Consider the following 13,071-nt stretch of genomic DNA (forward strand, 5'->3'; position numbering starts at 1 on the left):
TGGCGGTGGTCTCGGGGACGCTTCCGCCCTGCGTCGTCTCAGCGTGTTCTGCGGATGGCGTCTGTTGCCGCCGTGGCGATGGCGGCGGGAGCGCTGGAGGGCTGGGGCAGGTGCAGCAGGGTGGTCCCCGGCAGATGCTGGGACTTCGCGGTGAGGGTGAGTTGGAGTACGGCGCAGCCGGCGGTCGTGAGCTGCTTGACGCGGGTGACGGCAGAAGCGGTTTCGTCGCTGCGGTACCGGGCGTCGGTGACGATCACGAGGAGGCGGCCGGCGCCGGGGCAGCTGAGTCCGAGGCCATGGTCGAGTGCGTCGATGGCGTCGCCGAGGTTGTGGTGGCCGCCGTTGGCTTCGAACGTCGTCACGCGCTCCGGTGCTCGGTGGGTGGGCCGCGTGAGTGCGGTCAGGTGCCTGTCATAGGCGATGGTGGCGGTGAGGGAGTCGGGATCGGTCAGGGCTGCTGCGCGTGCCACGATCCAGGCAGCGGACGCGACGGGCGCGCAGGCGGCACGCATGGAGCCGGAGACGTCGACGGCGATACCCACACGAAGCGGTGGGGTGGGGGAGTTCCGGCGGCGGGTGTGGGTGAACGGTTGTGCGGTGGGGACCGACCCGGCCGCGCGTTGAGCGTCGCGGGCGAGGGCCGCGCGCATGTTCAGGCGGCCGGGCGGGGTGGCGCTGGTGGTCCGTTCCTCGGTCCGTTCGCGGTAGGCGGCGGCGCGCAGGGCGCGGCTCAGGCGCGCGGCGGCACTCTGCTCGGCGGCGGTGGGCCTGCGGGTGCCGGTGACCGGGCTGCTACGAGGCGCCGGTGTGCCGTCGGGGGTGACGGTGGTGCCACGGGTGTTGAAGACCGACTTGGCGGTGGCGGCGGCTTTGCGTCGCCGGCCGGCCCGCTGGGCGCGGTCCTGAGCCTGCGCCGTGGACTGCGCGGCGATGGCGTTGGCCGCTGCGGCCTGTGCCGCGAGGCCGGCGGCGTCGGTGGCTGCCGTGCTGTCCATGACGACCCCCACGGCGCCGCACAGCAGATCGGCCAAGTTCTCCGGCACGGGCAGGGCGGGGGCCGCGGCGTCCAGAGCGTCGCACCACTCTTGAGCGTGCGCGAGCATGGTCGTGGCGTCGTCGTCGGCGCACCGGTGGGCTGCGGTCCAGATGCGGGTGAGGGTGGCCAACAGGTTGGCGCCCAGCACCTTTTCGCACAGATCGGCGACGGCCCGGGTCTCGCCGGCGTCCAGGATGCCGACGTCACGGCGGCCCAGGACCAGGGCCGCCACGCCGGCGGCGTGCTCGATGCCCTTCAGGGCGGGGTGGGCGATGTCGGGCATGACCAGGGTTCGGGCACTGGTGCGCAGGTACGTGCGGTCCGTGGGCCGCGTGATCAGGTGTGCGCCTTCGACACGGCTCTCCTCCAGCAGGAGCGCGGCCTCGACGACACGGGGGTCCGCTCCGGCAGACGGTGTCCAGACGGAGTGGGCCGCGTGCGCGGCCTCGTGGACGAACACTCCCCAGGCGGCGGGATACCGCTCCTCGTCGCCCACGATCCGCGGATGGATCTCGTGAGGCTGGAGGGGGGCGAACAGGCCAGCGTCGAACTCGACCTCGCCCAGCGTGGGGAAGAACGCGGCCGGTGCGCCGCTGCGCGTGCCGGGGCGGCAGGTGACGAGGAGGTCCTGGCGGCCGGAGAGGGCGACCAGCCGGTCGCCGAGTTCGGCTCCCACGCGCAGCCACGCGGCCGGGGAGGAACGGGGTTGCGCGGGCGGGGCGCCGTCGTCGTCCCATCGCGCGAGGTCGGCGTCGTCGTCCCGGGTGGTGGCGGACGGTTGGACGTGGTGGTGGGCGCTCATCGCGAGCGGCCCCGGTGTGCGGAGCCGGTGCTGCCCGGGGGCTGCCGGGCGGCTGAGGCGGGGAGCTGCTTGCCGAGGGTGAGAGGAGCGATCTTCTTGATGCCGGCAGCCTTGATGACGGCGGCGGCGACGGCGTCGCGATCCTCCACAGGAGCGATGCCGACGAGGTTCGCGAGCGCGGCTTTGGTGCCGAGGACGGCCTCGGTCTTCTGGTAGCTGAGCAGTTCCCGCAGTTGGGGGGCCCAGCCCAGCTCGCCGAGTTCGACCTGGTGGGCGAGGTGTCGGGCGACCCGGACCACCCGGGCATCGATCCTCAGCGCCAGGGCGAGGTCATAGTCCGTGCCGATCTGGATCTGCACGCTAAACCGGCTCGCGAGCGCCTCCGTCAAAACCGCCCCGTGGACGCCGGGATTGTGGCCCGCCACCACGTAGAAGCCCGGCTCGGCCTTGATGGTCTCGCCCTTGTGGGCCTTGACCTGGATCTGCCTGCGCCCGTCCATCGCGGGATACAGCGCCGCCAGGACCTTCGGTGAGATCAAGGTGGCATCGTCGATCAGCAGGGCGCGGCCCTCGGTCATCGCGGTGACCAGCGGACCGTACTGGAAGACGTAGGCTCCCGCGTCGTTCTGTGTGTACTCGCCGATCAAGTCGCCGACCGTGGTGTCGCCGTCACCGGCGACGGTGAGCAGGTCCTCGAACGCCGCCTCGACCAGACTCGTCTTGCCGGTGCCCGGAGGGCCGTAGAGCAGCACCGGCACGTCGGCGTCGCGCAGGCGGTTCAACGCCTCGACGTCGGGCAGATCGGCCAGCTCCCGGGGGTGGTAGAGCTGGCCCCCCGCGCGGCGGATCGGGCCGGTCTGCCTGGGCGTGCGGGCCGTGGGGGCCGTAGTCGTCTGGGCGCGGGGAGCGTGGGTGCCCGGTGGGCTGATCACAGCGGTCTGCGCGGCTGCGGCGGTCTTCGCGTTCGCGCGGAACTCCGGTTGTCCGCTTCCGCCTTGGGCGGCCTCGCCGCGTCGCACCAGGGTGAGGGCGGCGTTGCGGACGGCGCCGTGGGAGTGGCCCAGCTGCCGGGCCATGTCTCCGATGGTGAGCGTGTCCGCCGACCGGTCGGCCAGCAGTCGAGCCACCTTGGCCCGTAGTTCACCGCCCTTGGTCCGCGCTGGACCGGCAGGCGTTCCGGGTGTGGTCAAAACGAGAATCCTTCAACAGGTGCGGGTGCGGGTGCGGGTGCGGGCGGGGTTGGCGATGCGCTGGAGAGGCCGGCCGCTCTCGGAGCGGATCACGGACTGTGCCGACATCGGCGACCGGGCCGACCGGGGCGTACCGTCGGCGCTCACCGGCCGACCGAGGGCTTGGTCCAGGTGCAGGGGATGGCTGGCGACGAGCAGCTCGCCGGCTGCCGGGCAGGCCCGTGCGGGTGCTGCGTACCGGGTTGTGTCGCTCGGCAGGCGCAGCTGGGCGTCTCTTCGAAGCCGGCCTGGAGCAGGATCCGCCGGGCGGCGGCGTTGTAGCCGGTGGTGGTGATCTCGCCGGTGATGGTGTGCCGGATCGTCATGAACGGCTCTGCCGGTGCTTCGGGCACGGCGGATCTCCTATCGGTGGTGGCGGGAAAGCGGTGGGGTGTTGGGCGAAGGCGCAGCGGGCCCGGGCTTCCAGCACATCAACGGTGCGTGGCTGGACCACGAACGATGGCCAATGACTGCCGACATGCTCCAGGGCGGGCCTCACCGCCCCGCAGCTACCTGACTCGCCCTTCCGCACGTTCTGACAGCCGGGTGTACCAACACGGCCATAAACGGATCTCCTCAAAGGGGTTGAAGGTAGGGGGTTTGCGCCTGATCAGGGCGTCTTTGTGCTGGCTTCGGAGTGAGCGGCGGTGCCGGCTTGCGGGGGTGAGGCGCCGCAGAGGAGGCGAGCGACGTGCGGGCAGTCCGGCACCGTGCTGTAGGTGATGCCCGGTGCCGGGGTCGTCGGTGCCTTCGGTGCTTAGCGGTGGCGCACGGGCGTGCTGGTGCGGGGCGGCGGCGTCGGTGGTGTGGTGTCCACGGCCGGACGCGGGCGGATGCGCAGCACGGGGGTGCGGTGAGGTGGCAGGACGGCGACGGTCGCGCCGAGGTCCTCGGCCGCCTCCTCGACTTCGCGGGTGAGGAACTCGATCTGTCGGCCCAGCGCCGCAAGGCGGGCGGCGATCTGGCGGCCCTGCATGGTCTCCAGCGCGCCGGCGAACTGGCCACTCGTTTCGAGGAGTTCCTGGAGACGGACCATCGGCCCCGAGATGTAGCCGCGCTGGACGGCGCCGAGGAGAGCTTCGGAGGCGTCTCCTGCGGTTCGGCCTTCGACCACGTCGCGGATGAGTTCCTGCAGCGACACCTCCGGGGCGGGCGCAGGGCGGTTGAACCGGGAGACGTCCGCGCGCAGCACACCGGGCGGGACCGGGGCAGGCAGTGCTTTCCCTGCCTCGTATTCGTGGGCGTAGTGCCCGATCACCTGCCAGCCCGGTGCGTCCGGGTCACCTCGTAGCGCGACCAGCGTCGAGTCGTCGTTCTCGACGAGGTGGGCGAGGGTGATCGGCTGCCCGTCGGCGGTGTACCACGACTCGGTCAGCTCCAGCTCGCCTCGCTGCTGCGCGGCCCGGGCCCTCTGCGTCCACGTCCGCTGTTCCTCGCCCGTCAGCGGGGCCCTGGGGTGGTGCTTGGTCTGGTCGGCGAGGTCGCTGGCGATGAAGCTGTGATCCGCCCAGGCGGCGAGGTGCGGCCACAGGGTCGAGTGCTGCGCGCGTTCGGCCGGGGAGCCGGGGGTGTCCGTCCGGTCGAGGGCCCGGCGGATCTCGGCGGCGGAGGCGGCCAGGCCGTCCAGCACGGCCCGCCACCCGGCCAGGTGCCGGGCGGGTGGCAGCTCGTCGAGCGCACGGCGGGCGGCGTCGAGCAGAGTGTCGGCGTGCGGGGCGAGGTGTGTGGTGTACGCCTCCACCGCCGCCCTGTTGCGGTGGGCTCGTGCGGCTGCCGCGGCGCCTGCGTGGACGGTGCGACCGTAGCGGTCGCATGCCATGTCGAGCGCGGCCTCGCTCTCGCGGTCGATGACCGCCATCCGCAGCCGGAAATTGCGTGCACCGTCCGCGAGTTCCGGTGTCACCGGGACGGAGCCGTCCGGGGCCGGATTCCTCGCGGGCGTCATCGGGACCGTCCAGTGCCCGAGGCCGTCAGGTGGACGGTCGGTGCGTAGGTGGGCTTCGGTGGGATCGGTCGGGCCGAGGGCGGGGAAGTGGTGGGCGGTGTGGCCCGCTGCGTCGTTCGGCCGGCTGCGGCTTGGGCGAGACGGCTGCGGCGCTCCTGTAGCCCGTTCGGCCTGTCCGGGCGCGGTGGCTCGGCGGAGAGGGACGGGTCGGGGCGAATGTCGGCCTGCACGCTGTAGCCGAGGCGGCGCAGGTCGTGGACGGCTTGGCGGGTACGGCGCAGCCCATCGCGTTCCGGCTCGGTGAGCCGGTACAGGCCCGGCGAAAAGGGGACGGGCTCGAACTGCTCGCGGACGAGGAACCACTCGGCCAGGTGAGGGGTGAAGCTCGGTGCGGCGGTGGCGACGAAACCGTGTTCGGGATGGGCACGGAAGCGGAAGTGGTCGGACAGGGAAGGATTCCTTCTTTCTGCTGGTCAGCGGCGAGGGGACGGCGGACGGGTCGTGGTACGCCGAGCTGGTCTCAAGGGGGCGGGTCCGCCGGCGGAGGGCCGGGCGTGCTGTCGCTTCCGTCGTCCCGTTCGGCGAATCCGGCCTGGTCCAAGGTGGTGTTGGCCCACTGGTACCGCCCGCCGTGGGCGATGGCGGCCAGGGGGTTCGGGGGCATCCCCGGGGTCTGCTGGTGTCGTTCAGTGGCGGTTCGGCTGCCGTGACTGGACGGCGGCTGGCTGGGTCCGCGGGCCGGTCGTGCGCGGTGCGGACGGCCCAGGCGGTGCCGGGGCGGAGGGCGCGCGCAGGGCGGCGGCGGTGTGGCGCAGGCGTGCGCGGGCCGCGACATATTTCTCGGCCGTCATGATCCGCAGGACTTCGGGGTCGTTGCGCAGCGGCGAGTGGGCGAGATCCTCCACGGCCTCGCGCTGGAAGCCGGTCGTGGCGTAGGTCAGGGCTTGGGCGAGTGTGTCCAGACCTCGTGTGATCCCGGCGGTGGCCTGGGCGAGCTGGACCAGGGCGACGCGTTCGGGCGGGTAGACCGTCTGCGGTGTGGTGAACCGTTCCTGCGCGCGTTCGATGGTGTGCTGCAGATGGTGGGCCAGGACGCCGATGTCGTCGGTGAGCGTGATCAGGTCGACGGCGTCGGGGCTGGTGGGGAATGAGGCGGCCAGTTCCTCCAGACGCCTGGCCAGACAGTCGAATGTGGCCGGAGTGACGGAGGAAGACATCAGACCACCCCGGCCGCAGCGCTTGTGTCCCGGGCGCGGAGGGCGGCTCGCAGGCTGCGTCCGTAGTTCCACGCATGCCGCCGAGCCTCCGGCTCCAGGACGTCATAGGCGTCCTGGCGGGTCATCTGGCCTGGGTGTTTGCGGTACCGGTAGACCGGCCGGGGAAGCAGGATCCCGGGGGCGAGGCTGGTGACGCCGAGGGCGGCGCAGTAGTCCTCGCCCTGGACGAGCCCGCCCATCGGAGCGGCGCGCACCAGGTCGGTGCGGGCGAGGATCGTGGTCGGCCCGATGGGGATGGTGTCCGCCGGTGACTTCCAGTACGTCCACACGTCGCCGGCCTCGTGCCGGCCGGGCGGGGCGGGGCATCGCCACAGGGTGGTCGAGCCGTCGGGGTGCAGGTCCTCGCTCCATCCCGCACACCAGCCGACCCCCGTCGATTCCAGGATGTTCAGCCGTACGGACATGGCGTCGTCGATGAACTCGTCATCGTCGTCTGCCCAGTTGGTGTACCGGGTGCGGACATGGGCGAGGGCCAGGTTCCGGGCGCAGGCGGCGCCGACCGGGCGGGGCAGAGCGAGCGTGCGGACGCGGGAGTCCTGCGCGAGCGGGTCGGGCAGGCGGTCCGGCGATGCACCGTCGAGCGCGATCACGGCCTCCCACGGCACGGACTGCCGGGTGAGGCTGGCGTGCATGGCGGTCAGGTAGTCGAGCCGGTCTTCGCGCAGGCGGCTGGCGATGACGACGGTGATCAGGGGCGGGGTGTGCGAGGGCAGGGGGAGGCTCCGGGAAGACGGGAGTGAACTAGCGGCGCGTGGCGGGACGCGGGGCGTGGGCCTTCGCCGGGGATGCAGAGGGAGCGCCTAGGGGCGGCGTGCTGCGCGATGCCCGGATAACCGGTGCGGGGTCGAGGGAGGACCAGGCCGCCGGGTGGTCGGTGAAGGCGGTGCGCGGGTCGACGGCCCAGTCCACGACCGGGCCGATGTCCTCGTGGAGGAGGCTGATCACCTCGATGCCCTCCTTGTGCAGGATGTACCCCCACTGCATGTCCTGCTTGTCGGCGGTCTCGTCGGTGACCGACATGCGCACCGGCGGGGAGCCGTCCGGGGTGATGAGGTGGTCGAGGTGACGGCTGGGCCACTGCTCGCCGCCGGTCAGCGTGGCCACGAGCGAGGGCGGGGCGCCGTCGAGGAGGTCGGTGCCGAGCTCGTCCCAGCCGACGGCGACGTCGTCGATGAGGTGACGGGACATGGCTTCCACGTCGCGTCCGAACTTGTACTGGTAGGCGGCCAGGAGCAGCGGGAGGTGGTGGCTGGGTACGCCGTCAAGCTGGACGTAAATGCCGCTGTATCCCGTTCCGGTGGTGGGGCGGGCGATGAAGGAGCGCGTGGCCAGAGGGTTCTCCAAGGACGTGCAGGCGGGTGGTGGTTGACCCTGCGGGGTCAGGGGTGGTGGCTCTGGCTCACCGGCCCATCCCTGCGGGGTTGACCCGGGAAGGGGTGGGAGCGCGGTCCTTCGGCGTAGTGCATGACGATGTGGAAGTCGCGATGGCGCAGGTGCTGCACGGCCCTGACCAGCTGATGCCGGGTCTGCGTGGGTGTGAGGGTGTCGGGGAGGTGGCATTCGCCGGTGGCCGGGTCGAGCTGGAAACCACCGCGGAGCAGAGCGCTGTTGGCGCCGATGTAGCCGGAGCGGATCCGCGGACGCCGGTCGGCGTCGAAGGCGACGTGGACCTGGAGGTGGCCGGGGCTGCTGCGCCGGATCGCGGTGGGGGAGGTGAAGCGGTAGTCGTGCAGCAGCCGGCGCTTCAGCAGGGCCGTGGCCCGGACGGGGTCGGCGGGTAGGGCGATGCCGCGCGGGGCTTTGAGGCCCTGGGTGTGCTGGTGGCTGGTGTTGGCGGGCAGCATCGGCAGCGCCAGGTACTCGCCCGGCCGGTGAGGGCGGGGCATGACGTACAGCTGCAGCCCCCAGTGGTGGGTGAGCACGCCACGGTGGACATCGGTGGTCTCGAAGGAGGTGTACGGCAGGGGGCCGCTGTCCCAGATCCGGTTGGCTGCCGGGTCGTCGGCGATGGCCACCGCAGTGCTTGAGGGGCGCCAGCCGGGGAGCCGTTCGGCGAGTGCGTCGGTGAACTCGGTTATGTGCAAGGGCGGTTCCTCGGGCGGTGCGTCGTTGGGATGGGAGGTGCAGGCGGCGGCGTGGTGAGGATCGGTGCCGTCCAGGTGTCGGCTGCGGTGCGCAGCTGTTTCGACGCACGGGCCAGGTGCGTACGGGCGCCTACCATGCGGTCCGCGAGTGCGTCATGCGCGGCGGCGGTCGCCCGGGCCCTAGCGGGGCTCGGCGCCTGGTGGGCGAGGTCGGCCAAGCGGCCGAGGTGGTGGACGGCGGAGCCGAGCGCCGCGAGCGCAGCTGCGGTGGGTTCGGCGGCGCTGGCGATCGTGAGGGCGGTGCGGCGGCTGATGGTCGTGACCCGGTTCGGGTAGCGGGTGGCGGCCCGGTGTCGGAAGGCGTGCTCGCCGGCCAGGTAGCCGAGCAGGCGGGCGAGGTGGCGGACCTCGTCGTCGAGGATCTCGCTCAGCCCCGGATCGGGGGGCGGCGTGAACTGGTCGGGGAGCGGGAGATGGTCGGCGACGGTGTTGAGCCGGTCGGCCACGGAGTGCAGCAGCAATCGCTGGTCGAGGTCGGACAGCGGCATCTCCGAGAGGGGGATCGGCCGGGCTACCGCCGGGCTGTGGCCGGCGGGTTCGGCGGCGTCGGCGGCAGATCGGGCCTGGTCGTCGGTGGAAGGGTCGGCTGGGCGGAGATTCGGTGAGGCGGCGTGGCGGAAGTTAACGCCGATGCCCTAACTGGTGAGCAGCCGCACGGCGGTCTGGATGAGCACGGCGCGGTCACTGGTGCTGTAGGAGGCGGGCAGGACGAACGCCGACTCGTGCGGGCTGTACTGGAAACGGCAGCCGAACAGCACCATGCGGGCGTCTTCGGGCACCGACCGATACGGTGCGCCCACAACCCCGTCGGGGTACCAGCTCAGCATGAGGGTGTGAGCGACCTCCGGTGGGGGCAACCGGTGCGGGGGCTCGGGCTGGGTTCGCTCAACCGGTGGTTCTTGGGAGGAGGGAAGCCTTCGTACTTTCGGAGCCACTGTCCAGGCAGGTGCCGGGCGAGGGCGGTGGCGAAGGCGGACAGGTCGGTGCGGGATGCGCTCACGGGTTCCTGAGGCGTTGGGCGGCCTGGTGGTAGCGGGGCAGGAACCGCCGGGAGACCATGTGTGCGGCGCGGACGGCGTCGGAGGGGACCGCGATCGCGTGCGGGGCGTTGTCGTCGCCGAAGTAGTCGTGGGTGATGCCGTACAGGGACAGCGCACCGACGAGGACCTGCCCGCGGTGCAGCGGGCGGTCGATCACGACGAGCTCAAGGCGATCGGGGCCGGTGAGGATCGCGGCGCGGGGAACGCGGAATTGCATCCAGGCGCTGGCCAGAGACGCGTTGTCCCACAGGTCGTCGAAGAAGTCGAGCTGGCTGTCCGGATCGGCGAAGTCGGTTACGTGGGAGCCCCATTCGCCGGGCAGACGGTGACACAGGCCATGGGCGAGGGACTCCAGATCGCTGCCAAAGGTGGCGATGCGGACTGCCTCACGCTGGCAACGGCGGTACTCCCGTTGCTGGTTGTCGCGCCACAGTTCTTCGACTCGCTTGCCCGCAGCGGGAGAACCGGCGTCCGCGAGGATGCGGGGCAGATGGTATTCCACGCCGATGCCTTGCCGGTCGGCATCGGCGAGGAACCGCCTGAGCCGGGCCGGAACGTCGTGGTCGTACCTGTCGTGGATCAGGACGGAGCCGAAGACACCGCGTGGGCGCCAGAAGCCGTGCTCGGCCAGGAGCGTGTGGGCTGCCGCGGGGGCGTCGGTGCTGGTGACGGCGATGACACCGACCTGTTCATGATCGCCGAGGCTGATGGGGGGCATGCGCTCGCCTGCGGGCCCGTCGGCGCCGGGCAACGCGGCGCGCGTGCGGGTGGAGTTGGTACCGGACGTTGATGAGACGGTCAGCTCCTGCGGCCGGTACGGCGTCGGCTGTTCAGCGGGTTCTGGCACGTGGACCTCGTGTTGTCGGGAGGACGGGGGCGGGATCGGTTCTCGCCGTGAGCGGGTGCTTCTTCAACCTCGTGGCAGCCTCGTGATCAGGCATGCTGCGTCGGCCGAGGTCTGCTCGCGCAGGCGGAGCCGATGACGGTGCGTCCGGGGCGGGGAGGGTGTGTGCCGCCGACGAGGGAGGGGCGGCCATCGAGTTCGTCGAGCCAGCTCAGGAGTTTGGGCAGGTTCTTGTCGGGCCCGAACGCGAGGTAGGTGCCGTCGGCGCTGTCGCAGCCGAACCACTCGGCTATCCCCAGCCTGATCCGGGAGTTGACGCGGCCCATGTGCACGCCTTTGCCGCGGGACTTCGCCTCGCGGGCGAGCTGTTCGGCTACGGGGCCGAGTTTCCACTCGGTCGATCCGGCCAGGAACAGGACGTCGAAGTCGTCCCAGGGCAGCAGCCCGGGGGCATCGCAGCCGTCCTGGGCCGCGTAGGCCGCGGGCACGCCCAGGTCGCGGATGCGGGCCAGCCACGGCAGGGACTCGGTGAGGGTGCCGGCGGCGTCGAACGGCTCGTCCGGGGCGAGCGCCCACAGGCAGCGATCCGGCCCGTACCGTTCAACGGTCCGGCGCAGCCAGGCGAACCACGCTTCGGCGCCGGGCCAGTAGCGGCCACGTCCGTCGCTGCCGAACTTGGAGTTGTCACAGGCATACAGCGCACCCTCGGGGATCCGGCTGCCTTGCGCGGGGGTGGTCATGCAGCCGATGCGTCCGGCGCTCATCGCAGCCCGTATCTCAGGCCCCGAGGGAGTGCCGAGGTAGCGCACCGTGGACCTCCCCGGAGGCGACGCCGACCGCCGTCCGGGCCACCTGCCGGCCGGGCGGAAGTCCGCGAAGTGGAGCCTGCGGCTGGTGGACCTCGCCATTTCGGGAAGGCGGCACGTTCCTGGTCTTTGAGCCGGGCGAGGGCGCGGTGAGCGTCGGGTGTGCCTGGTTCACCGTGTGCGGCCGGGCATGGGGGTGGTCGCCGTCGGTGGCCCCGGACTCGGGCCCGGCGGGAGACCGGTCCGGGTGATCCGACGCGCGGGGGCCAGGGCACGCATGCGGTCGACAGCGGTGTGCAGGTCCTCGCCGAGACTGCGCAGGGTGGCCGCGGCGTCCTGGAGGTCGTAGTGGAGGTCGAATCCGTCGTCCTGCTCGGATTCCTTGGCCTTTTCCGCGGCTGCTTCGAAGAACTCGCCGAGCCGTTCCAGCAGGCCGCTGGTGGGGTCCAGGATCTGGTGCAGCAGGGCGGCGGCGTCCGTAGACGACTCGGCGGCGTTGAGCCGGTCGGTGAGCGCGAGGAGCACGTCGCCGTAGACGAAGGTGCGGTCCGCGCTGCCGCAGCCGTCCAGGGGTTTGGGGGTGCGGAGCGTCGGCTCAGTTGCGGACACCGCTGTACGGGCGGTGGGCGAGGAGGGAGTCGGCAGCAGCCCGAGCTGGTCGAGGCGATGTTCGATCGCCTCGACCAGGGGCCGGGCGCTGCCGCCATGCCGGGTTTCGGGCCGGTCAGGTGCACCGGGGTCGGCGGAGGGCACCGAGTCGTAGAGGACCTCGAACAACGAGGGGTCGTCGGGGTGCTCGCGGGTCGCGATCCAGCCCTCCGGGCTGCCGGGCGGGCGGTCGGAGGGGGGCTCCTGCGGCGGACCGATGATCAGGTAACTGTCGTCGGGGAGCGATACGCGCACGATGTAGGCGCTGAGCCCGAACTCGATGTCGCACTCCAGCCCGCGCTCTCGCAGCGGCGTGGTGATGTGCGCGTGGCGGTGCCACAGCTCCTGCCACCACGGGGTGCCCACGTTGTGATGGTCGGGAAGCGGTGCGAGCGGAGTCACGCGGCGGGCGTCTGGAGTGCTCTCCTGGTCAGCGGCCACGGTTCCTCCGGCGGGAGGCCGGCGTGCGGTGGGGCGGAGGTATCCGGCGAGCGGGGTCGGTTTCCGGCTTCGGCACCGGACTGAAATCGAGTTCGTACTCGTCGTAGGCGGCGATCAGGCCGTGCTCCATCTGGGCTTCGCGTTCGGCGATCTGTGCCATGAGGTCGTCGTGCTCGGCCTGGCACTGCTGGTAGTCGGCCCAGTCGGCGTCGTTGAAGTGGGCGGGGCGGTTCAGGGGACTCCTTGAAGGGGTGGGGGTCTGCCCAGGTCAGCGGTGGCGACCGCCCGGTTCGGGCGTGGTTTTTGTTGACGGGCGGTGGCGCCGGGCTCTGGCGGTGGGAGGGCGTGAGGAAGAAGCGGTGGAAGTCGAGGTGGTCGGTGAGTTCCTGGACTGCGTCACCGAGCACCTGCGACGCGCGCCGCAGACAGGCACGCGCCGTCGCATGTTCGACGACCATGCGGTTGTCCCGGACGTAGCTGTCGTTCTCTCCGCCCGGCCGGGGCAGTGAGAGCGCGGTCTGCGCGGTCTCGGCGAAGTGCGGTACGGGCCTGGCTCGACAAGGTGACCGCCGACGCCAGATGGGCGAGGACGGCGCTGCTGGCACGGTTCGTACTGGAGGTGGTCCGGGCGAAGTCTGCGGTCAGCTGGACGACATCACGGGAGAGAGCCTGTGCGTCGGTGACGTATTGGAGAAGCGCGGTGTAGGACGGCGAGGCCGGGACGTGACCGGTGTCGTCCAGCAGTTCCCACTGCTCGAACGCGCCGGAGAGTCTGCCCCTTACGGCGTTGAGCGCGTCGATGAGGTGGAGGGTGGTGGCGCGCGGGATCAGTTCACGCTGGATATCAGGTTTCATGAGT

The 13,071-nt window shown here is 71.6% G+C and carries 17 protein-coding genes; all 17 read right to left on the reverse strand.

All coding sequences use genetic code 11. From position 1 onward, the window contains the following. Positions 1-38 precede the first annotated feature (38 nt). Entirely contained in the window at positions 39-1,838 is a 1,800-nt protein-coding gene (locus E4N62_RS12385) for a hypothetical protein (RefSeq protein WP_230213922.1), read from the reverse strand. Continuing rightward, entirely contained in the window at positions 1,835-2,965 is a 1,131-nt protein-coding gene (locus E4N62_RS12390) for an AAA family ATPase (protein ID WP_230214104.1), read from the reverse strand. Before E4N62_RS12390 ends, E4N62_RS12385 begins: the two co-directional genes overlap by 4 nt. A 206-nt stretch (positions 2,966-3,171) precedes the next feature. Then, entirely contained in the window at positions 3,172-3,393 is a 222-nt protein-coding gene (locus E4N62_RS12395; protein ID WP_230214105.1) for a hypothetical protein, read from the reverse strand. A gap of 431 nt (positions 3,394-3,824) precedes the next feature. Then, positions 3,825-5,012, reverse strand: a complete 1,188-nt coding sequence (locus tag E4N62_RS12400; protein WP_230213923.1) for a hypothetical protein — start codon at positions 5,010-5,012, stop codon at positions 3,825-3,827. Then, complete coding sequence (locus tag E4N62_RS12405) at positions 5,009-5,461, reverse strand: hypothetical protein (RefSeq protein ID WP_230214106.1); 453 nt, start codon at positions 5,459-5,461, stop codon at positions 5,009-5,011. Before E4N62_RS12405 ends, E4N62_RS12400 begins: the two co-directional genes overlap by 4 nt. Before the next feature lie 71 nt (positions 5,462-5,532). After that, positions 5,533-5,676, reverse strand: coding sequence for a hypothetical protein (locus E4N62_RS12410; protein WP_230213924.1), 144 nt, complete (start codon positions 5,674-5,676; stop codon positions 5,533-5,535). 22 nt (positions 5,677-5,698) lie between these two features. Beyond that, the gene (locus E4N62_RS12415; protein ID WP_230213925.1) at positions 5,699-6,229 is read right to left on the reverse strand and encodes a hypothetical protein; all 531 of its coding nucleotides are present in this window, start codon (positions 6,227-6,229) and stop codon (positions 5,699-5,701) included. Continuing rightward, the gene (locus E4N62_RS12420; RefSeq protein ID WP_268269343.1) at positions 6,229-6,981 is read right to left on the reverse strand and encodes a glycosyltransferase; all 753 of its coding nucleotides are present in this window, start codon (positions 6,979-6,981) and stop codon (positions 6,229-6,231) included. The genes E4N62_RS12415 and E4N62_RS12420 overlap by 1 nt, the downstream gene beginning before the upstream one ends. Positions 6,982-7,030: 49 nt before the next feature. Next, positions 7,031-7,603 carry a hypothetical protein gene (locus E4N62_RS12425; protein ID WP_230214107.1) on the reverse strand — a complete coding sequence of 191 codons (573 nt, stop codon included), beginning with the start codon at positions 7,601-7,603 and terminating at the stop codon, positions 7,031-7,033. 65 nt (positions 7,604-7,668) lie between these two features. Then, on the reverse strand, positions 7,669-8,373 hold the full coding sequence (locus tag E4N62_RS12430; protein ID WP_230213927.1) for a hypothetical protein: 705 nt from the start codon (positions 8,371-8,373) through the stop codon (positions 7,669-7,671). Beyond that, entirely contained in the window at positions 8,364-8,921 is a 558-nt protein-coding gene (locus tag E4N62_RS12435) for a hypothetical protein (protein WP_230213928.1), read from the reverse strand. Before E4N62_RS12435 ends, E4N62_RS12430 begins: the two co-directional genes overlap by 10 nt. Before the next feature lie 147 nt (positions 8,922-9,068). Further along, positions 9,069-9,212: a hypothetical protein gene (locus E4N62_RS12440; protein WP_230213929.1), complete on the reverse strand. Its 144-nt coding sequence runs from the start codon at positions 9,210-9,212 to the stop codon at positions 9,069-9,071. 217 nt (positions 9,213-9,429) lie between these two features. After that, positions 9,430-10,191, reverse strand: a complete 762-nt coding sequence (locus E4N62_RS12445) for a hypothetical protein (protein WP_230213930.1) — start codon at positions 10,189-10,191, stop codon at positions 9,430-9,432. A 215-nt stretch (positions 10,192-10,406) separates the two neighbouring features. Continuing rightward, the gene (locus E4N62_RS12450) at positions 10,407-11,081 is read right to left on the reverse strand and encodes a hypothetical protein (RefSeq protein WP_230213931.1); all 675 of its coding nucleotides are present in this window, start codon (positions 11,079-11,081) and stop codon (positions 10,407-10,409) included. A 213-nt stretch (positions 11,082-11,294) separates the two neighbouring features. Then, a complete protein-coding gene (locus E4N62_RS12455) occupies positions 11,295-12,212 on the reverse strand; it encodes a hypothetical protein (RefSeq protein WP_230213932.1) in 918 nt (305 codons plus the stop codon). Then, on the reverse strand, positions 12,202-12,372 hold the full coding sequence (locus tag E4N62_RS12460) for a hypothetical protein (protein WP_230213933.1): 171 nt from the start codon (positions 12,370-12,372) through the stop codon (positions 12,202-12,204). The genes E4N62_RS12455 and E4N62_RS12460 overlap by 11 nt, the downstream gene beginning before the upstream one ends. A 236-nt stretch (positions 12,373-12,608) precedes the next feature. After that, the gene (locus tag E4N62_RS12465; RefSeq protein WP_230213934.1) at positions 12,609-13,067 is read right to left on the reverse strand and encodes a hypothetical protein; all 459 of its coding nucleotides are present in this window, start codon (positions 13,065-13,067) and stop codon (positions 12,609-12,611) included. Positions 13,068-13,071 lie beyond the last annotated feature (4 nt).

This window comes from Streptomyces sp. MNU76, assembly GCF_020982545.1.
In the GTDB taxonomy this organism is placed as follows: domain Bacteria; phylum Actinomycetota; class Actinomycetes; order Streptomycetales; family Streptomycetaceae; genus Streptomyces.